General features: G+C 66.7%; 18 protein-coding genes. 8 read left to right on the top strand and 10 right to left on the bottom strand.

From position 1 onward, the window contains the following. Positions 1–137: 137 nt before the first annotated feature. Positions 138–1358 (bottom strand): cytochrome P450, encoded by a 1221-nt coding sequence (locus AC0KVN_RS22265; RefSeq protein WP_374553688.1) that lies wholly within the window; start codon positions 1356–1358, stop codon positions 138–140. 11 nt (positions 1359–1369) lie between these two features. After that, the gene (locus AC0KVN_RS22260; protein WP_048936851.1) at positions 1370–1693 is read right to left on the bottom strand and encodes a 2Fe-2S iron-sulfur cluster-binding protein; all 324 of its coding nucleotides are present in this window, start codon (positions 1691–1693) and stop codon (positions 1370–1372) included. A gap of 100 nt (positions 1694–1793) precedes the next feature. On the opposite strand from AC0KVN_RS22260, the gene AC0KVN_RS22255 reads away from it, so the two are divergent. Continuing rightward, the gene (locus tag AC0KVN_RS22255; RefSeq protein ID WP_435568109.1) at positions 1794–2444 is read left to right on the top strand and encodes a TetR/AcrR family transcriptional regulator; all 651 of its coding nucleotides are present in this window, start codon (positions 1794–1796) and stop codon (positions 2442–2444) included. Here the strand turns inward: AC0KVN_RS22255 and AC0KVN_RS22250 are convergent. After that, the gene (locus tag AC0KVN_RS22250) at positions 2441–3526 is read right to left on the bottom strand and encodes an alpha/beta hydrolase fold domain-containing protein (RefSeq protein WP_435568108.1); all 1086 of its coding nucleotides are present in this window, start codon (positions 3524–3526) and stop codon (positions 2441–2443) included. The two genes, AC0KVN_RS22255 and AC0KVN_RS22250, sit on opposite strands and share 4 nt — an antisense overlap. An 82-nt stretch (positions 3527–3608) precedes the next feature. Between AC0KVN_RS22250 and AC0KVN_RS22245 the strand changes: the two genes are divergently transcribed. After that, positions 3609–4064, top strand: coding sequence for a MarR family winged helix-turn-helix transcriptional regulator (locus AC0KVN_RS22245; protein ID WP_435568107.1), 456 nt, complete (start codon positions 3609–3611; stop codon positions 4062–4064). Here AC0KVN_RS22245 and AC0KVN_RS22240 read toward each other — a convergent pair. Both AC0KVN_RS22240 and AC0KVN_RS22235 read right to left on the bottom strand, forming a co-directional pair. Further along, entirely contained in the window at positions 4061–4675 is a 615-nt protein-coding gene (locus AC0KVN_RS22240; RefSeq protein WP_435568106.1) for a glutathione S-transferase, read from the bottom strand. The genes AC0KVN_RS22245 and AC0KVN_RS22240 overlap by 4 nt on opposite strands. A 37-nt stretch (positions 4676–4712) precedes the next feature. Beyond that, entirely contained in the window at positions 4713–5489 is a 777-nt protein-coding gene (locus tag AC0KVN_RS22235; RefSeq protein ID WP_099234468.1) for an SDR family NAD(P)-dependent oxidoreductase, read from the bottom strand. A 156-nt stretch (positions 5490–5645) separates the two neighbouring features. On the opposite strand from AC0KVN_RS22235, the gene AC0KVN_RS22230 reads away from it, so the two are divergent. Further along, entirely contained in the window at positions 5646–6554 is a 909-nt protein-coding gene (locus tag AC0KVN_RS22230) for an SDR family NAD(P)-dependent oxidoreductase (protein ID WP_161733439.1), read from the top strand. Positions 6555–6654: 100 nt separating this feature from the next. Beyond that, entirely contained in the window at positions 6655–7047 is a 393-nt protein-coding gene (locus tag AC0KVN_RS22225) for a group III truncated hemoglobin (protein ID WP_159367448.1), read from the top strand. A gap of 30 nt (positions 7048–7077) precedes the next feature. Here AC0KVN_RS22225 and AC0KVN_RS22220 read toward each other — a convergent pair whose 3' ends face one another. The 3 genes from AC0KVN_RS22220 to AC0KVN_RS22210 form a co-directional block, all read right to left on the bottom strand. Further along, positions 7078–7866, bottom strand: coding sequence for a helix-turn-helix domain-containing protein (locus AC0KVN_RS22220; protein WP_483656388.1), 789 nt, complete (start codon positions 7864–7866; stop codon positions 7078–7080). 68 nt (positions 7867–7934) lie between these two features. Then, the gene (locus AC0KVN_RS22215; RefSeq protein ID WP_435568104.1) at positions 7935–8372 is read right to left on the bottom strand and encodes a c-type cytochrome; all 438 of its coding nucleotides are present in this window, start codon (positions 8370–8372) and stop codon (positions 7935–7937) included. A 49-nt stretch (positions 8373–8421) separates the two neighbouring features. Next, positions 8422–10050 carry an AMP-binding protein gene (locus AC0KVN_RS22210; RefSeq protein ID WP_435568103.1) on the bottom strand — a complete coding sequence of 543 codons (1629 nt, stop codon included), beginning with the start codon at positions 10048–10050 and terminating at the stop codon, positions 8422–8424. A gap of 154 nt (positions 10051–10204) precedes the next feature. On the opposite strand from AC0KVN_RS22210, the gene AC0KVN_RS22205 reads away from it, so the two are divergent. Then, on the top strand, positions 10205–11704 hold the full coding sequence (locus AC0KVN_RS22205) for a CoA-acylating methylmalonate-semialdehyde dehydrogenase (RefSeq protein ID WP_435568102.1): 1500 nt from the start codon (positions 10205–10207) through the stop codon (positions 11702–11704). 129 nt (positions 11705–11833) lie between these two features. Then, on the top strand, positions 11834–13168 hold the full coding sequence (locus AC0KVN_RS22200; RefSeq protein ID WP_435568101.1) for an acetyl-CoA hydrolase/transferase family protein: 1335 nt from the start codon (positions 11834–11836) through the stop codon (positions 13166–13168). On the opposite strand, the gene AC0KVN_RS22195 is transcribed toward AC0KVN_RS22200, so the two are convergent. After that, positions 13169–13939 (bottom strand): thioesterase family protein, encoded by a 771-nt coding sequence (locus AC0KVN_RS22195; protein WP_435568100.1) that lies wholly within the window; start codon positions 13937–13939, stop codon positions 13169–13171. 198 nt (positions 13940–14137) lie between these two features. Here AC0KVN_RS22195 and AC0KVN_RS22190 point away from each other — a divergent pair, with 198 nt between their 5' ends. Further along, the gene (locus tag AC0KVN_RS22190) at positions 14138–15223 is read left to right on the top strand and encodes an endonuclease/exonuclease/phosphatase family protein (RefSeq protein ID WP_435568099.1); all 1086 of its coding nucleotides are present in this window, start codon (positions 14138–14140) and stop codon (positions 15221–15223) included. 2 nt (positions 15224–15225) lie between these two features. Beyond that, positions 15226–16389: a TonB-dependent receptor domain-containing protein gene (locus AC0KVN_RS22185; protein ID WP_483656387.1), complete on the top strand. Its 1164-nt coding sequence runs from the start codon at positions 15226–15228 to the stop codon at positions 16387–16389. 24 nt (positions 16390–16413) lie between these two features. Here the strand turns inward: AC0KVN_RS22185 and AC0KVN_RS22180 are convergent, their stop codons facing one another. Continuing rightward, on the bottom strand, positions 16414–18807 hold the full coding sequence (locus tag AC0KVN_RS22180) for a membrane-bound PQQ-dependent dehydrogenase, glucose/quinate/shikimate family (RefSeq protein WP_435568097.1): 2394 nt from the start codon (positions 18805–18807) through the stop codon (positions 16414–16416). Positions 18808–18821 lie beyond the last annotated feature (14 nt).

Below are 18821 nucleotides of genomic sequence, written 5' to 3'. Positions count from 1 at the left end.
GCGGGATGGAGCAGCCCGGTAGCTCGTCAGGCTCATAACCTGAAGGTCGTAGGTTCAAATCCTACTCCCGCAACCAACACACACAAACACACACGCCGCCTCGGTTCACTCCAAGGCGGCTTTTTCGTGGCTGCGCCCTACCAGACCAGCGGAAGCGACCTGGGACCAACCACTCCGCCAGGCCAATAGCTGATCTCCGCATCAGACCGAACCGCAAAGTCCGGCAACCGCCGCAGCCACTCCTGCAACGCAACCTTCACCTCCAGACGCGCCAGATGCGCGCCGATGCAGCTATGCACACCGCCGGCAAAGGCCAGGATCGGCTTGCGTGGTCGGTTGAAGTCCACACGGGTCGGATCGGGAAAGACGTCCGGGTCATAGTTGCAGGCGGGCAGGATGCTGTTGAACTTGTCGCCCTTCTTCATCTGCACGCCGCGCATTTCCAGATCCTGGGTCAGGGTCCGACCGGAAAAGGTGACGGAAAAGACCCGCAGCAATTCCTCCACCTGGGCATTGATCTGGTCGGGATGGGCGATGATCTCGCGCCGCCGATCGGGGTTTTGCGCCAGCCACAGCCAGATATTGTTGAGCGTCGCGAACACCGTGTCGAGCCCGGCGATGAACAGGAAGAAGGTGAAGCCGAAAATCTCCCGCTCGCTCAGCGGTTCGCCGCCGGGCCGCGCCTGGATGATCGTGCTGATGACGCCATCATCGGGCCTGGCCGTCTTCTCGACGATCACCTGCGCCAGATAGGCCTCGATCCCGCGCATGGCGAGGCCGGCGGTCATGCGATCCTGCGAATGGAGCAGGTCGACCGCCCAGTCGACGAAGGTGTCGCGCATCTCCTGCGGCAGGCCCATCAGGTCGAGGAAGATCGACACCGGCAGCGGTCGGCCGAAGGCGGTGGTGAATTCCACTTCGCCGGCATCGATGAAGCTGTCGATCAGGTCGTTGGTCAGGCGGCGCATATAGGCTTCGAGCCGCAGCACGCTTTGCGGCGAGAAGGTCGAATCGAGGATCGCGCGATATTTGCGATGATGCGGCGGATCGATCTCCAGCGGGATGAAATGGAAATAATTATTGGGATCGCGCGGGAAGGGCGTGGCCCCGGCGGTGGTGAAATATTCCGGGTGGCGCAGCGCGAAGAAGGCATCCTCATGCTTGATCGTACACCAGCTGTTCCCGATCAGCGGATTGACGCTGTAGAAGATCGGCGGGTGCGTTTCGTGCAGCTTCGCCATGAAGGCATGGGGCGCGGCGAGAAATTCGGGACCGGTGGTCAGGCCGATCTCGCGCACCAGTTCGGGCGGGACATGGGCGGGAATGTCCATAACGGGCGTCGCTTGGGCGGTTGCCATGATCGGGCTCCTCAATATTGCGCGGCGGGCAGATGGACGACCAGCCCGTCGAGCGCATCGCTGGCGATGATCTGGCAGCTCAGGCGGCTGCTCTGGCGGCGCTCGCTGGCGGTACATTCAAGCATGTCCAGCTCGGTCTGCGCCGGCGCGGGCAGGCGGTCGGCCCAATCCTCCTCGACATAGCAATGGCAGGTCGCGCAGGCGAGCCCGCCGCCGCATTCGCCGACCATGCCCTCCAGCCCCTCATTGAGCGCCGCGCGCATCAGATTCTCGCCCGCCGGCACATCAATCCGATGCTCCGCACCGCTGGCCTCGACAAAGAGGACCGTCGCCATCTTGCTCTCCCATATATCTTCGCGATGAGAACGACGTTCTCAATGCTGGCACTATAGTCGCGGGCTGCTAGATGGAAAGCGATTATTGCAGAGAGGATCGATGAGCATGTACCGGGCGCTGCAGACCGACGACGCGATCGCGGAACTGGACGATCGTAACCAGCAGATCGTCGCCGCCGCCTATGATCTGCTCGACGAGGAGGGGCTGGAAGGGCTGACCATCCGTGCCGTATTGCAGCGCACCGGGCTCGCCCGTCGGGCGCTGTACGATCGCTTTGCGGGCAAGGATGATCTGGTCCTGGCGGTGTTTGCCCATACGCTCCGCCGCGCAGCGGAACAGTTCGGCGAACAGGTGCGCGACCTGCCGGACCCGCTGGCGCGCTTGCATCATATCGTGACGGCCATCGTCATCGGTCGCGCAGCCATTGATGGCGATTGGCAAGGCGGCCAGCGCCGGAGCGCGGCGCTCAGCCGCGAGCATCTGCGCCTGGCGGAGGCGCGTCCGGTCGAACTGCAAAAAGCTGTCAGCCCGCTCATCGACCTGATCGCCACGATCCTGTCCGAAGGCATGGCAGAGGGGCAGGTCCGCGCAGGACCGGCGCCGTGGATGGCGCTGCTCGTCTATAATCTGGTCTCGACCACCGTCCACAGCCAGTTGCTTGCCGAAGAGGCCGCCATTCCCGACCGCCAGCGCCGATCCGAACTGGCGGTGGAGATATGGGAATTTTGTCGCCGGGCGATTGCGGTCTAGCGCGCCAGCTTCAGCCGATCGCGGAAGAAGGCGGTCATGACGTCGAAGGCCTCACGCGATTCTGGCAGGGCGGGATCGTAGAAGAAGGCATGGCCCAGCCCATCCCACATATGCAGGTCGGCATCGACCCCGGCCTTGATCAGTTCGCGATGGGTATTGACGGTCGCGCTCATCTCGAAGGCGCGGGTGCCGGTGATCAGCAGCGTCGGCGGAAACAGTTTCAGCGTGGCCGGCGACAGCGCCGGTGACACCAGCGGATCGCTACGGTCGATACCCTTGAAATAGGCGCGGACATCGTCGCGCGGCGGCAGCGCCTGGAACGGCCGGGCAAAGCTCTGGCTGTCGCCGCCCCAGCGCGCATCGCCCGACGCGCAGAAGATGCCGATTGCGCCGGGCAGCGGCAGTTTCTCATGGATGAACCAAGCGATCGCCTCGGCCGTCAGCAATCCGCCGGCCGAACAGCCGAAGATGCCAATATCCTGCGGCTGGTAGGTCTTGAGCAGTGCGCGATAGACCTTGGTCACATCCTCGGTAGCTGCCGGCCAGATGGTCTCGGGCGCCTGGCGGTAGGTGATGGAGAGGATCTCCACCCCGGCCAGCCCCGCGAGCGGTATCGATTCCATCATGCCGGTGCCGCCGGCCACGCCCATGATGAAGCCACCGCCCGGCAGGTTGAGCAATATCTTCCTGCGGTTGCCCGGTGCGACGCCGGCCGCCGGGGTCGCGCGCACGGCCGCTATGCCGGCGATCTGTTCCTCGCGCGTCGTCACCTTGTACATCGCCTTCAACGCGTCGATGCGCGGCGCGACCAGTTGCGGCATGCGCTGGCGCAGCGCACCGGCCTGCCCGGCGGCGACCGCGCGCATCATAGGCTCTTCGGGATCGGTCGGCGTGCGCGGCAGCGCCTTCTTCGCCGCCTCGCTCAGATAGATGGAGGGGGGCAGGCGAAAGCCGGGGACATGGACCGTGCCATCCGGCTCGATCGCGCCGGAAGCCGCCGGGCTATCGGACTGTGGCGTCTGGGCCGCTGCCGTCCCGGCCAGGGCCAGCAGGACAAACGGCAAGGCGAATCGCATCGTCATGAACATCGCTCCTCTCCATCTTATATTATGGTATATAAGATATCGACTTGAGCCGGCACGGCAAGGGGGCTAGACCCGCGCGGTGACGATCGATCCTGACAGCGCCTTCACCGACCCGCTCGACGCGATGCTGGGCTTCCATCTGCGTCGCACCGCGGCGGCGGTCACCGGCGCGCTGGGCGAGGCGCTGGCCCCGCTTGGCCTCAATCCGGGCGAGGCGACCTTGCTGCGCCTGATCGGCGCCAATCCAGGGTGCAGCCAGAGCGATATCGCCCGTGCGCTGCGCGCCCAGCCGGCCAATCTGGTGCCGCTCATCAACAAGCTGGCGCTGTCTGGCCTGTTAGACAAGGGCGCGGGCAAGGGCCGTGCGATCCCGTTGACGCTGACGGGCGAGGGGCTGGTGCTGCACGACAAGGTCTGCGCGGCGTTCGACGCGCATGAGGCGCGGATCGGTCGCGCGATTCCGAGCGAACAGCGCCGCGACGTCATCGCCCTGCTGCGCCAGATTTGCCTCGAGGCCTGTTGCGGTCCGGACTAGCCGGCCTCCGCCTCCACCCATAGCGGGTGGCGAACCATCGCGCGGTCGAACAGCTCGGATTCCAGATGCCCGGCCAGCCAGCCGCGCAACGCGGCCCAGGGCTGCGCGGCAAACCAGTCCGGCTCGACCGCCGCAAATTGCCGCACGAAGGGAAAGATCGCCATGTCGGCCAATGTCCGCCGCGCGCCGCAAAGCTGAGCCCGGTCGCGCAACCGCGCCTCCAGCGCGTCGAGCAGTCCGGCCGCCTCGGTCCGATGCGCGATAGGGTCGCTGCCATGGCGCTCGGCATATTTGTAGCGATCCAGATGCCGCTTGAACGGTCCGTCATTGGTCGCGATCAGCGTCGCGTCGTCACCCGCCAGCCACGCCTCGGGATCATGCCGCCCCAGCGCCCAGCGCATGATCTCCAGGCTCTCGTCGATCACCCGGCCGTCGGACAGGACCAGCACCGGCACCGTCCCTTTGGGCGATGCGGCCAGCATCGCCGCGGGCTTGGCGCGCAGCAGGATTTCGCGATGCGCCACCGCCTGCCCGCTCACCAGCAGCGCCAGTCGCGCCCGCATCGCATAGGGGCAGCGGCGGAAGGAATAGAGGATCGGGGCATCGGCCATGGCCCGCCCTAACCGAGCGGCCGGCCAAAGAGTAGCCTTACTCCGCCTCCACCCATGTCGTCGTCAGCGCGCGCGGCGAGAGATATTTGGTCGAGGTCCAGCCGCCATCCACGACGATCGTCTGGCCGTTGATGAAGGCGGCGCCGGGCGAACAGAGGAAGGCGATGGTGCTGGCCACATCCTCCACCTCGCCCAGCCGCGGGAAGGGGGTGGTCTCCACATTCACCCGCTTGAACATCTCGTCCTCGAACCGGTGTCGCACCATGTCGGTCATGGTGACGCCCGGCGCAACGCAATTGGCGCGGATGCCCTGTGGCCCATAGTCGCAGGCGATATGCTTGGTCAGAGCGTCCAGCCCGCCCTTGGCCGCCGAATAGGCGCCGCCGCGTCGCCCGCCGATCACCGCATAGGTGGAAGTGACGTTCACGATGCCGCAGCCCTCGCCCATATGGACGATCGCCTCGCGCGCCAGGCGGAAGGGCGCGCGCAGCATCAGGTCCAGGAACCCGTCCAGCGTGGCGTCGTCGGTCTCGTGCAGCGGCTTGGGGCTGCCCGCGCCGGCATTGTTGACCAGGAAGTCGATGCGGCCGAAGCGATCGAGCGCCAGCTGCACGATCTGCGCCGGCGCATCATCCTGAGTCACGTCGATGGACAGAGTGGCGACCCGCGCCGGATCGCCGATTTCGCTCTCCAGCGTCGCCAGCTTGGCCGGATCGCGACCGACGCCGACGATCGCCATGCCGGCGTCATGCAGCATCTTCGCCGTGCAGAGCCCGATGCCGCTGCCCGCCCCGGTGATGATCGCTACCTGCATCTATCCTGTCCTCTACTCTGTCCTGCCCCGCTCTTATCCGCTTCGCCGGGCGTCGGCGAACCGCCGTGGCGATGCCTCGCCACCTTGGCTTGAACCCGCGCGCGCGCCGCGTCACCCGTGCGCCATAATCTGCATAATCCAGCGAAAGGCCCGCTCATGTCCGAACTGCGCTACGACGATCGCGTCATCGTCATCACCGGTGCCGGGCGGGGGCTTGGCCGCGCCTATGCGGAACTGCTCGGCGCACGCGGCGCCAGGGTCGTGGTCAATGATCCGGGCAGCGCCGTGCGCGGCGAGGGGATCGACGTCGGCCCGGCGGCCGAAGTGGTGGCCGCGATCAAGGCGCAGGGCGGCGACGCGATCGTCTCGACCGACAGCGTCGCCACGCCGGAGGGCGGCCGCGCCATCATAGAGGCGGCGCTCGACCATTATGGCCGGATCGACGGGCTGATCCACAATGCCGGCAACGTCCGCTACGGCTCGATGCAGGCGCTCAGCCAGGAGGATTTCGATGCCGTGCTGGACGTTCATCTGCGCGGCGCCTTCCATGTCGCGCGCGCTGCCTTCCCGCATATGTGCAAGGCGCGCTATGGCCGCATCATCCTCACCAGCTCGATCGGCGGCCTCTATGGCAATCGCGATTGCGTCAATTATGGCATGTCCAAATCGGGCATGATCGGCCTCAACAATGTGCTCGCGCTGGAGGGGGAGGCCGAAGGGGTCAAATCCAACATCATCGTGCCCGGCGCCGTCACCCGCATGGCCGAGGGGTTGGATATCTCGCAATATCCGCCGATGGGGCCGGAACTGGTCTCGCCGGTCGTCGCCTGGCTGGCGCATGAAAGCTGCTCGGTCACGGGCGAGATGCTGGTGTCGATCGCCGGCCGGGTCGCCCGCGCCTTCATCGCCGAAAGCAAGGGCGTCTATCAGCCCAGCTGGACGCCGGAGGATGTCGGCGCCCGGATCGACGCGATCATGGACAGCCAGGATCCGCTGGTCTTCGGGCTTGAGGGCCATGTCGATCACATCCGCTACAGCTTCGGCCGCGCCGTCGCGGGGGAATAGGGCGCGCGGTCAGGTCGAACCCGGCCGATCGCATCCGGCCAGTCGAACCCCGGCGGTCGATGCGCTATGGATCGGACATCCCCGTGCGGAGTCGGAACCCATGAAGGCGGAACGGATCGACGAGGCCAGCCTGCGCCAGCTGGTCGAAAGCTTCTATGCCCGCGTCCGCGCGGACGACCGGCTTGGTCCGATCTTCAACGACGCCGTGGATGACTGGCCGGCGCATATCGACCGGCTGGTCGATTTCTGGTCGTCGGTGATGCTGTCGTCGGGCCGTTACAAGGGACAGCCCGTCCCGGTGCATATGGCGCATCGCGACCGGATCACGCCCGACCTGTTCGACCATTGGCTGAATCTCTGGTCGCAGACGACCGACGCCGTCATGGTTCCGGCGGCGGCCGCCGCCTTGCAGGACAAGGCGCAGCGGATCGCGGAAAGCCTGCAACTCGCGCTGTTCTTTCGGCTGGGGGCGCCACCGGCCGCGGGGGCATGAAGGGCGCGCGGATACGCGCCCCTTTCCGCCTTATTCGATCGTCACGCCGACCACGCGCCAGGCGCCATTCTCGCGATCCAGCGTCACCGTCTCGATCGCCTGCGCCTGGTTGGCGTAGCTGGCGCGGAATTTCACCACTTCATAGCCATGGGGCGGGGCCGGCAGTTCCTCCTGGCTCAACAGGCTGCGCGACTGAAGGGCGCCGAACCGGCCGCGCATCGTCTGCGATACCTCGGTCCAGACCTGCACCGTGTTGAGTTTCTGGAAAGCGCTGCCGGTGCCGCGATAGCTTTCGGCCCATTTGTCCTGATCGATCAGCGCCAGCCATTGGCGCGCGGCGTCGACGACCTCGGCATTATGCGCCTGGGCAGCGGCCGGCGTCGATTGCGGGGCCGATTGTGGTGTGGGGGCGGCATCGGGCAGGGCGGCGAGCGCCAGCAGGCCAAGGACAAAAGTCATGAGAAGCACTCCAGGAAGGATCGGGCGCCGGCGCTCCGCCGGCCCCACGCCGACGACCGGCGCCTCGTCCTGATCCGCTTCGACCGGGGCTGCGTCTGCCCCCAATAGCCTGTCCCCCAGAAAATCGGGGGGCGATGTCTCGGGCGAACCTTCGGCTTCCAGCAACAGCCGGGCGGCCTCGCGGCTGCTTGACACAGCCATCTTGCGCCGGGCGTCGCGCAGCCGTTCGTTGATGGTATGGACCGACAGGTCCAGGCTGCGCGCGATGGATTTCGCGTCATGGCCCCGGACCATCAGGCGCAGCGTCTGCTTTTCCTTCTCGGTCAACGCCCAAAGGCCGTCTGTCATCCCGCTGGTCATGGGGCCAGATGTACGAAGCCCCCGGCGCGCCAGCTACCCCAAAAAATTCGTATCTTTGGCGGGGCCGCTCAGTCCGACAGGCTGCGCAGATAGGCGATCAGGTCGGCGCGCGCGAGCGGGTCGGGGATACCGCTGAACTGCATCTTGGTGCCGGGCACGAAGCGCTGCGGATTGGCGATCCAGGCGTCGAGCGCCTTGTCGTCCCAAACGCCGCCCTTGGCGCGCAACGCGGCGGTATAGCCGAAGCGGGCGCTGTGCTGGCCGATCGGCTGGCCGTAAATGCCGTGCAGATTGGGGCCGCCGGTGTCGGGCCCGCCAGCGCTGCTGGTGTGGCAGGCGGCGCAGGTGCCGAACAGCCGGGTGCCGGCCCTGGCGTCGGCTACCGTCATCAGTTTTTCCAGTGTCGGATTGGGGCCGGCGGCCTTCAACCGCTCGGCGCGGCGATCGTCGGCACAGCCGATCAGGCTCAGGGTCAGCAGCAGGGCGGCGGAGGCGGGACGCAGCATGGCGCGCCCATGCCCGATCGGCGGGCGCGCGGCCAGCGGACCAATTGTCCTACGACGCCGCCGGTTCGGCCTCTTCCACCAGCCGGGCGCGGATCTGCTGCTTCAGCACCTTGCCGGCGTCATTCTTGGGCAGCGCGTCCCACAGCGCCACCGCCTCGGGATATTTGAAGCGCGCGACGCGATGGCCGGCCAGATGCGCGGCCAACGCGGCGACGTCGGGCGTAGCGCCGGGCCGCGGCACGATCACCGCCACCGCCCGCTCGCCGGTGCGCGGGTCGGGAACGCCGACGATAGCGATCTCGGCAATGGCGTCATGGCCGACCAGCAGATCCTCGATCTCCTTGGGCGCGATATTCTCGCCATTGCGGATGATCAGATCCTTGATCCGGCCGGTCACCACCAGATGGTCGCCATCAACCCAGGCGCCCTGGTCGCCGCTGCGATAATAGCCGTCCGGATCGAAGCTCGCGGCCTCATCCGCCTTGTGGATATAGCCGACCATCATCTGCGGCCCGCGCGCGCGAATCTCGCCATCCGGCGCGATGCGGACGGTGGCGATGCCGGGGCGGCCGTCGGTCTCGGCGGCATGGGCGACATCGGCCCGGTCGATCACGCCGACGGTCGTGACCGGCAATTCGGTCGATCCATAGACGCGGCTGACCACCGCTTGCTCGAAATAGCCGGCCGCTTCGCGGATCAGCGCCGGCGGCACCGACGCGCCGCCACAGATGAACAATTTGAGCGCGGGCAACCGCGTGTCCGCCGCGCGCGCCGCCGCCAGCAGATGCTGCAGGAAGGGGGTAGCCCCGGCCATATGGGTGCAATCCGCCTCGGCCATGATCCGCACCGCATCGTCCGGATTCCACTGCTCCATCAGGATCGCCGTCGCGCCCAGCAGCAGCGGCGTCTCGAACGCATAGATCGACCCGCCAATATGGCTGATCGGCGATGGCACCAGGAAGCGGTCGCCCGGCTCGACCAGCCAGTGGCGGCCAATCTGGCGGATCAGCGCATTGATCGAATTATGGCTGTGCATCACCCCCTTGGGCCGGCCGGTGGTGCCGCTTGTATACATCACCATCCGCACCTCGTCGGCATCCAGCGGTGGCAGCGGCCGGCCGGTCGGGGCCGAAGTCAACAGGGCGTCATAGGCGCAAACTTTGCCATCTTCCGCCCGAACGATGACGATCTCCGGCGGCCTCTCCATCTCCGCCGCCACCCGTTCCAGCATCGCGCCATAATCATGGCCGCGAAAGCGTTCCGGCACGAAGATCATCCGGCTGTCCACATCGGCCAGGATGAAGCGCAGATCATGGTCGCGCAGCGACGGCAGGATCGGGTTGGCGACCATGCCGGCGAGCGTCGCGCCCATATAGATGACCGCCGCCTCCTGCCAGTTGGGCAGCATGAAGGATATGACGCTGCCGACCGGGAAGCGCGCCAGCAGCGCCTGCGCCAGACGCTGCGCCTGATCGTGCAGGCCGGCGGCGGTCAGGCAATGATCGCCGTCGATCAGCAGGATGCGGTCGGGCGTATCGCGCGCTGCATGCGCCAACGCATCAGCGGCGGTGTCCGATCGCCACCAGCCATCGGCATAGGCCTGCGCCGCCTGATCGGCGTCCCAGCGTATGTCCCATCCTGCGGCGGTGATCCGCCGTCCTGCTCCTGTCCCGGCCATGCTCGCTCCGCTGTCGATGGACGAGCCATGCGAAAGAAGCGCCGACCGGGCAAGCGCAGCGCCGATCCACCGTCCCCGCGATCAAATCAGCCAGCCGGTTCCGACCCTTCCGATCCTCCTTTATGGCCGACCCGATCCGTTTCGAGAGGGCAGCATGCGCATAGTCGACAATTTCATCGGGGGGCAGCATCGCGCATCGGCGTCGACGCTCCTGGGCGACATCTTCAACCCCGCCACCGGCCAGGTGCAGGCGCAGGTTCGCCTGTCGGCGCCCAGCGAACTGGATGAAGCGGTCGCCAATGCGCAGGCCGCGCAACCCGCCTGGGCGGCGATGAACCCGCAGCGCCGCGCCCGCGTGATGTTCAACCTCAAGGCGCTGATCGAACAGCATATGGACGAACTGGCCGAACTGCTGTCGGTCGAACATGGCAAGGTTCATTCCGATGCCAAAGGCGATATCCAGCGCGGCCTGGACGTGGTCGAATTCGCCTGTGGCATCCCGCATCTGCTGAAGGGCGAATATACCGAAGGGGCAGGTCCGGGCATCGACGTCTATTCACTGCGCCAGCCGATCGGCATCGCGGCCGGCATCACCCCGTTCAACTTCCCGGCGATGATTCCGATGTGGATGTTCGCGCCTGCGATCGCCTGCGGCAATGCCTTCATCCTGAAGCCCAGCGAGCGCAATCCCTCTGTGCCGGTGCGCCTGGCCGAACTGGCGATGGAGGCGGGATTGCCGGCCGGCATCCTGAACGTCGTCCATGGCGACAAGCAGGTCGTGGACGCGATCCTCGATCATCCCGCGATCAAGGCGGTCAGTTTCGTCGGCTCGTCCGACATCGCCCAATATGTCTATGGCCGTGGCGCGTCGAACGGCAAGCGGATGCAATGCATGGGCGGCGCCAAGAATCACGGCATCGTCATGCCCGACGCCGATCTGGATCAGGCGGTCGCCGATATCCTGGGTGCGGCCTATGGTTCGGCGGGCGAGCGTTGCATGGCGCTGCCGGTGGTGGTGCCGGTGGGCGAGCAGACCGCGGTGGCGCTGCGTGCCAAGCTGGAGGCGGGTATCGCCGGGCTGCGCGTCGGTGTGCCGAGCGATCCCGACGCCCATTATGGCCCGGTGGTCAGCGCCGCGCACAAGGCGCGGATCGAAAATTACATCCAGATGGCGGTCGATGAAGGCTCCGAACTGGTGATCGACGGCCGCGGCTTCGCGCTGCAGGGCTATGAGGACGGCTTCTTTCTCGCCCCGACCCTGCTCGACCGCGTAACGCCGCAGATGAAAAGCTATCAGGAAGAGATTTTCGGTCCCGTCCTGCAGATGGTCCGCGCCGAGACGTTCGAGGAAGCGATCGGCTATCCGACCAGGCATCAATATGGCAACGGCGTCGCGCTCTTCACCCGCAATGGCGATTTCGCGCGCCGCTTCTGCGCCAATGTCGAGGTCGGCATGGTCGGCATCAACGTGCCGATCCCGGTGCCGGTCAGCTATCACAGCTTCGGCGGCTGGAAGCGCTCGGGCTTCGGCGACATGAATCAATATGGCATGGATGGCGTGCGCTTCTACACGCGGGTCAAGACCGTGACCCAGCGCTGGCCGAGCGGCGGCGCGGTGCTGGACCAGAGCTTCGTCATCCCGACCATGGGCTGACGCTTCTCCTGAGTAGGAGAAGGCAAGGGCGGGCCGGGCAACCGGACCCGCCCTTGGTCCTTTTGCCGCGTGGTGAAACGCGCGCCGGCCGCTATAGGTTAGGGATCGACCACAGGAGAGAGGCGATCCATGACCCCAAAGGGCGACCAGGCATTATATCAGCAGACACGGCGTTCGGCGCAGGAGGCGGCGGCGCTGATCCCGTCGGGCGCCAAGATCTGCATGGCATTGGGGACGGGCCAGCCGCCCGCCTTGCTCGCCGCCCTTGCCGAACGCGCCCGGTCCGGTTCTGTCGCCGATCTGCGCATCTATTATATGCTCTGCACCGGGATCGCCGGGGCCAGTGTGTTCGACTTCGCGCTGCGCGACCGGATCACGCCGATGAGCCTGTTCCATGGCGGCGTCGAACGGACGCTGGATCGCCAGCATGGCGACGCGCATCTGCCGATGGTGGATTTCCTGCCCTGCCATTTCAGCCAGGTGCCGCGCGCCATGGTCGAGCATGTCGGCGTCGACACGCTGATCGCGACGGTCGCGCCGATGGATGCGGACGGCAATTTCAGCCTGGGAACCGATGTCGACTATGCGCTGGCGGTGGCGCGCAAGCCGGGCACCCGGATCATCCTGGAGGTGAATGCCCATATGCCCTATGTGCGGGGCGATTGCATGATCCCCCTGTCGGCGGTGACCGCGCTGGTCGAGCATGATGTCGCGCTGCCGACCCTGCCGGCCATCACCCGCACGGCGGTCGACGACGCGATCGGTGCCACCGTCGCCGGTCTGATCCGCGATGGCGACTGCCTGCAGATGGGGATTGGCGCGCTGCCGGAGGCGGTGTGCGCGGGGCTGGCCAATCATCGGCATCTGGGCATCCATACCGAGATGATGACCACGGGCCTGGCCGGACTGATGCAGTCGGGTGTGGTCGATAATAGTCGCAAGCAGATCCATGCCGGCAAGGCGATCTACACCTTCGCGCTTGGCGATCAGGCGCTTTATGATTTCCTGCACGACAATCCGGCGGTCGAGGCGCATCCGGTCGATTATGTGAACAACCCGTTCCTGATCGCGCGCAACGACAATATGGTGTCGGTGAACGCGACACTGCAGGTCGATTTCCACGGCGCCTGCAATTCCGAATTCGTCAACGGGCGACAGTTCAGCGGCACCGGCGGACAGGTGGATTTCGTGCGCGGCGCCTATGCCTCGCGCGGCGGCCGATCGATCATCGCCTGCCATTCGACCGCGGCCAAGGGCACGATATCGCGCATCACCCCGCGTCTGGACGGGCCGGTGACGACGCCGCGCATGGACACGCATCTGATCGTCACCGAATATGGCCTGGCCGACCTCAAGGGCAAGTCGGTGGGTGAGAGGGCCAAAGCCCTGATCGCCATCGCCCACCCCGATTTCCGGGAGCAACTGGATCGCGCCGCATTCGAAGCGGGATTGTTCGCCGGCTGATCAGCGCGGGCGGATCGTCAGCCATTGCGAGACGGTCCCGATCGCGCCGTCCCGGTCGTGAAGGATGCTGTGGGTAAGGCCGATGCCATCGGCGCCGAAGGAAACGGTGACGTCGCAGCCCAGCCATTCGCCGACCGGCGCGCGGAAGATATGGGCGGTGAGGTCGAGATTGGGAAAGGCGGCATCGGCGGTCGACACCAGGGGTGCCAGGCCATTGGCGGTATCGACCAGCCCCATGGCGCGGGCGAGCGTCGATACCGCCTCATCCTCGATCAGCGCATGGGGCGTGCGGATCCAGCCAATGGCGCGGCCCGGCGCGATAGACTGGCGGCGGGCATCGATGCTGGCGATGAAGCCGCCGGGCCATTCGCCGGTGCCGTCCCAGGGGGGCATGGTTTCCGGGCCGGGAACGGGATCAAAGCCGCCGCCGGCGATCGCGCTGGTGTCGTAGGTCTGGGCCAGCCAGGCGCGCAGCAGGATTGCCGGTCGGCCACCATGGCTGAGCCGCGCTTCGACCAGTTCGATGGTGCGGCCGGGGCGGATGACGGTGACGTCGATCTCGACCGTATCGAGCGGGATGGTGCCCAGGATATCATAGGACAGGCGCCCCAGTTGCAGCGGATCGGGCCGGCGTGCCTTGGCGTCCACCTCGATCGCATGGGCCAACAGGCCGATTGCGGGGGCGACATGCTGTTCCGTCACGTTCCAGGCGCCGCCGACCAGTTCCGTCGGGGTGAAATGGCGGGCATCAAGCCGCCGGAAATAGGCCATGGGATCCTCTTCATTGCCGTCTGGGCGGGTCGGATTTCCCCTATCAGCAGGAACCGGCCGCCCGCAAGCTAACGGCGATGATGACAGTCCGGCGTCGGTCGGATGACGATCGCCGCCTTCAAAATTTAACCCCACTGCCGCGCGAACGACACGAGCGTGACTCATGCGCCTGCTAGGGAGGAGGCAGGGGAATGAGGGATGGCGAAGCCTTTGCGTGCCATATTGGTCGCGAGCCTGGCGGTGTTGGCCGCCACGGGATCGCAGGGCGAAAGTCGGCGGAGCGATACTGCCGAGTCGGCGGTGACCGCGCTGCAGCCGGATAGGCCGCTGTCGGTGATGACCTATAATGTGATGGGCCTGCCCTGGCCGATCGCCCTTGGCCGGGACGAGGCACTGGGCCGCATCGCCGATCGGCTGGCGGCGCTGCGCCGGGCCGGGCGCCAGCCGCATATCATCCTGCTGCAGGAAGCCTTTTCGCCGCAGGCGGCGCAACTGGCGCGCCGTGCGGGCTATGCCTATGTCGCGATCGGGCCGGACAGCGGGTTGCGCACGGCGATTGCCGCGAGGACGGACGACCGCAACTTTCTGCAGGCGGCGCGCTGGGACCGGGGCGAGACGGTGCCCAAGCAGTTGAACAGCGGTCTGCTAATCCTGTCCGATTATCCGATCACCGGCATCGATCGCATGGCCTTTCCCGATTTCGCCTGCGCCGGCTTCGATTGCCTGGCGAACAAGGGCGTGCTGATCGCCCATCTGGCGGTGCCGGGCTTCGACGGGCCGGTCAGCATCGTCAACACCCATCTCAACGCGCGCAAGGCGGCAGGCGTGGCCATCGCCCGGTCGCAGCGGGCGTTCGACCGGCAGGTCGGGTTGCTGACCGACTTCGTGCGTGCCCATGTACCGGCCGGACAGCCGATGATCCTGGGCGGTGACCTCAATATCGGCGGTGATAGCAACCGCATCCACGCCTTCTTCGCCCATTGGGCGCGGACGGGCATGGGCTTTGTCGCGGCGCATCTGGGCGGCGCTCGACGGGTTTTGGCGGACAGCCTGCCATCCGATGTCGGCACGCACCGGGATCTCGAACAGGCGAGCGCGCGCGGCAAGGATTGGCTGTTCGCGCGCGACGATAGTGGCCGGCCGATGCGGGCCATCCACGCGGCTGTGCCCTTTGGTACGGAGGTGGAGGGCGCGCCGCTGTCCGACCATTTCGGTTACATGATCGCTTATGAACCGGAACGTCGCGCCGGGCCCGCTGTCCAGTTGGCGCAAGTGGCGTCATGACGATGATCCGCTGGATGTTGGTGTCGCTGGCAGCCCTGGTGTTCGCAATCCCGGCATCGGCGCAGACGATTACCCCCGATCATGGCGGCTTTGTGCTGAAACGGCCCTTGCGTTTTTCCCTGCTGCCCGCGCCGTTGGACGGTGCAGCGAAGCCGGCGCGCATCTATGCGATCGAACTGACGCCATCGCCGGCCGAGCCGGTGGCGATCGGCATCGCCGTCCAGCGCAAGCGCAACCGGATGGTGGCGATGCCGGCTCGTCGGATCGGCGCGGTGCCGCTGCCCACCGACCTGTCCGGCGATGCCCAGCCGCGCAGCAGTCTGATGCTGGTCGACGCCCATGGCAGCCTGCCACTGGCGGACGGCTTGCAGGCTGAGCTGGGCTGGCAGGGGGCCAAGCTCAACAATCGCGGGGCCAATGTGACGGCGCTCTATGGCAGCGACGCAATCAAGAGCCGCGACCTGTTCTTGCCGACGGGGCGGCTGGCCTATGACGCCGCGCCCGGCGTCACCCTGCGCGCGGATTATCGCGAAACGATAGAGGCCTATGCCGGGGTCGGCCTGTCGGGCGCGTTGGGGCTGACGCGGGAGGCGTTCCGCACATTGCAGTCCGGTTTGCGGCCGGAACGCGACAGCCGCATGCGGCTGGGCAGCGACTGGATGGTGGCACCGGACCTGACATTGGCGGTCGATGCCTTTGACGGCGAGATCGAGGACCGGCTGGCCTTTGTCGAGGACGGCTATCTGCCGGTCAATCGCGGATCGGCACATGTGCGCGGCATGGCGATGCGGGCGGAGCATCGGCTGACGCCCGCGCTCAGCCTGTCGGCGCGCTACCATGTGGCGCGACTGCGCCAGGAGCGGGGCGGCCGCGTGCAGGAACAGCAACTGATGCTGGAAGGACTGTGGGCGCAGGGGCCATGGCGATGCCGGGTTGCTGCAGCGCAGAGCAGCGCGCCGGCGCTGATGCAGGATGATGGTGGCCTGCGGCTGGAGGCCGGAGTCGATTATGCGTTGGCCGGGCGTCGACCGATGCGGGTGGGCCTGCACCTCACCGACCCCGACCAACTGGCGAGCAGCCGGCTCCTCCGCGCCGATGCCTCCGGCGCGGCGCGGCCGGAGGATCAGGCGCAGGCACTGATGCTGACCGCCGCCCTCGCCTGGTAAGGCAAAGGGCGGCGGCGAGGCCCGTCAGTTCAGGGCATAGGCGATCAGTGCATCGCCCACTGGCGTCTGCATGAAATGATGACCACCGGCCATGATGACCAGATATTGCTTGCCATTCTGGCTGTAGGTCATCGGCGTCGCCTGACCACCGGCGGGCAGCACGTCCTGCCACAAAGTCTTGCCGGTCTTGAGGTCGATCGCGCGGATCAGATTGTCGGTCGCCGCGGCGACGAAGATCAGGCCGCCGGCCGTCACCACCGACCCGCCATTATTGGGCGTGCCGATCGTCAACGGCAGCATCGAGGGGATGCCGAACGGCCCGTTGGTGCGCGCGGTGCCGAAGGGACGATCCCAGATGGTCTTGCCGGTGGCGATGTCTACCGCGCGGATCCCGCCATAGGGGGGCTGCTTGCACAGCAGGCCGGTGAAGGGCAGGCGCCAGCCGGCATTGACGTCGATCGCATAGGGGGTGTGCGCCTGCGGATCGCCCGCACCCTCCGCCCCGCCAATCTCGCCGCGTGCCTGGTCGCGCGGCGCCCAGCCCTTCTTGTTGGCTTCCTTGCGGGGCACCAGCCGGACATAGTTGGGCATGTCGTTATAATTGGCGACGATCACCCCGCGGGCCGGATCGACGGCGATGCCGCCCCAGTCGGTGCCGCCATTATAGCCGGGATATTCGATCGAGCGCTTGTCGGCCTCGGGCGGGGTGAAGAAGCCCTTGTAGCTCGCCCGGCGGAACTGGATGCGGCAGATCATCTGGTCGATCGGCGACATGCCCCACATGTCCTTTTCGGTGAGGTCGGGCTTGCGCAGCGTGTGGTAGAGCGAGATGCGCTGGGTGGCGGCGCGCTGCGCTGGCTCGACACCGATCTGCGGGGCCTGGATGTCACCGATCGGGGTCAGCGGCCGGCCGGTGCGGCGGTCGAGCACATAGATGTCGCCCTGCTTGCTGGGCAGCAGCATCGCCGGCACCGGTCCGCGCGCCGTCGGGAAATCGATCAAGGTCGCCTGGGCGCCGAAATCATAGTCCCACACATCCTTGCGCACCGCCTGGAAATTCCAGCGCGGCCTGCCGGTCATCACGTCGATCGCGACCAGCGAGGTGGCGTAGTGATTTTCCTCCGGCCGGCGCAGGCTGCTGTAATAATCGGCGGCGCTGTTGCCCATCGGCAGATAGACGAGGCCAAGCTGCTCGTCGCCCGAGGCGATCGTCCACATGTTCGGCGTGCCGCGGGCATAGGTCTGGCCGGCGGGTGGCGGGCCGCTGCGTTCCGGGTGCATCATGTCCCAGGCCCAGCGCATCTTGCCCGTGACTGCGTCATAGGCCTGGATCACGCCGGACGGCGCCCAGCGATCCTGCCCGTCCAGCACCTGATGGCCGGTGACGATCACGCCGCGCACGATGGTCGGCGGCGAGGTGATGGAGACATAGCCCGGAGGAACTTGGCCCATGCCGTCGGTGATGCGGACCTGGCCATTGCTGCCGAAGTCGCGGCACTGCTGGCCGGTGCGGGCGTCGAGCGCCATGATCCGCGCGTCGAGCGTGCCGAGGATGATGCGCTGGGCGCAGGGCGTGTCGGCAGCGGCACCGGGCACGGCATAATAGCTGACCCCGCGACAGGCCGCGGTATAGGGAATGGCCTCGTCCGACACCTTGGGATCGAAGCGCCATTTCTGTTTGCCGGTGGCGGGATCGAGCGCGATCACCATGCTCTTGGGCGTGCAGACATAGAGGGTGTCGCCGATCTTGAGCGGCGTGTTTTCCGCGCCATAGGTGTTGCGGATCTGGGCCGAGGCCGGCAGGTCGCCGGTGTGGATCATCCAGGCGCGTTTGAGGTTGCCCACATTGGCCGGGGTGATCTGGGCGAGCGGCGAGTAGCGCCGGGCGCTGTTGGTGCCGCCATAGGCCGGCCAGTCGGCGCCGGTGGTGCCGATCGAGGGATCGGCCATGGCATAGCGGGCGTCGGGCAGGCCCTGCAGCACCGGCGGGATGAAGTTGCCGGCGATGCTCCAGAAAAAGCCGATCGCGACAGCGAAAGTGACAGCCACACCGACCCATGCACGGCGCCAGCGACCGGCGCTGCGGTCGAGCGTCGGCCAGACCAGTTGCAGCGCGATCAGGAGGACCAGCGGGGCGACGACGCGCGGCACCAGTGCCCAGGGATTGAGGCCCACTTCCCAATAGGCCCAGAGCAAAGTGACAGCGAAGATGACAATGTAGAGCCAGCCGCCCGCCTTGCGCCCGCGTGCCAGCAGCACGCCCGCGACGATCAGGGCGATGCCGGTGACCAGATAATAAGGCGAGCCGCCCGAGATCAGCAGCCAGGCGCCGCCGCCGGTCAGCACCAGCCCGATAAGGCCGAAGACGATGCCCAATATCAGGGCGGCGATCGATCGGCGGGGCGGTGCGTTTGTCATGGTCGGATACTCCC

It is taken from the genome of Sphingobium sp. SG1 (genome assembly GCF_057063145.1).
This window is presented reverse-complemented; position numbering and strand designations above follow the sequence as displayed.

Excerpts from the sequence above, each read along its gene's own strand:
- AC0KVN_RS22220 (WP_483656388.1), bottom strand. The coding sequence starts at position 7,866 with ATGACCAGCGGGATGACAGACGGCCTTTGGGCGTTGACCGAGAAGGAA.
- AC0KVN_RS22210 (WP_435568103.1), bottom strand. The coding sequence starts at position 10,050 with ATGGCCGGGACAGGAGCAGGACGGCGGATCACCGCCGCAGGATGGGAC.
- AC0KVN_RS22180 (WP_435568097.1), bottom strand. The coding sequence starts at position 18,807 with ATGACAAACGCACCGCCCCGCCGATCGATCGCCGCCCTGATATTGGGC.
- AC0KVN_RS22235 (WP_099234468.1), bottom strand. The coding sequence starts at position 5,489 with ATGCAGGTAGCGATCATCACCGGGGCGGGCAGCGGCATCGGGCTCTGC.
- AC0KVN_RS22225 (WP_159367448.1), top strand. The coding sequence starts at position 6,655 with ATGAAGGCGGAACGGATCGACGAGGCCAGCCTGCGCCAGCTGGTCGAA.
- AC0KVN_RS22260 (WP_048936851.1), bottom strand. The coding sequence starts at position 1,693 with ATGGCGACGGTCCTCTTTGTCGAGGCCAGCGGTGCGGAGCATCGGATT.
- AC0KVN_RS22240 (WP_435568106.1), bottom strand. The coding sequence starts at position 4,675 with ATGGCCGATGCCCCGATCCTCTATTCCTTCCGCCGCTGCCCCTATGCG.
- AC0KVN_RS22265 (WP_374553688.1), bottom strand. The coding sequence starts at position 1,358 with ATGGCAACCGCCCAAGCGACGCCCGTTATGGACATTCCCGCCCATGTC.
- AC0KVN_RS22185 (WP_483656387.1), top strand. The coding sequence starts at position 15,226 with ATGATCCGCTGGATGTTGGTGTCGCTGGCAGCCCTGGTGTTCGCAATC.
- AC0KVN_RS22195 (WP_435568100.1), bottom strand. The coding sequence starts at position 13,939 with ATGGCCTATTTCCGGCGGCTTGATGCCCGCCATTTCACCCCGACGGAA.
- AC0KVN_RS22250 (WP_435568108.1), bottom strand. The coding sequence starts at position 3,526 with ATGACGATGCGATTCGCCTTGCCGTTTGTCCTGCTGGCCCTGGCCGGG.
- AC0KVN_RS22200 (WP_435568101.1), top strand. The coding sequence starts at position 11,834 with ATGACCCCAAAGGGCGACCAGGCATTATATCAGCAGACACGGCGTTCG.
- AC0KVN_RS22230 (WP_161733439.1), top strand. The coding sequence starts at position 5,646 with ATGTCCGAACTGCGCTACGACGATCGCGTCATCGTCATCACCGGTGCC.
- AC0KVN_RS22255 (WP_435568109.1), top strand. The coding sequence starts at position 1,794 with ATGAGCATGTACCGGGCGCTGCAGACCGACGACGCGATCGCGGAACTG.
- AC0KVN_RS22205 (WP_435568102.1), top strand. The coding sequence starts at position 10,205 with ATGCGCATAGTCGACAATTTCATCGGGGGGCAGCATCGCGCATCGGCG.
- AC0KVN_RS22190 (WP_435568099.1), top strand. The coding sequence starts at position 14,138 with ATGGCGAAGCCTTTGCGTGCCATATTGGTCGCGAGCCTGGCGGTGTTG.
- AC0KVN_RS22215 (WP_435568104.1), bottom strand. The coding sequence starts at position 8,372 with ATGCTGCGTCCCGCCTCCGCCGCCCTGCTGCTGACCCTGAGCCTGATC.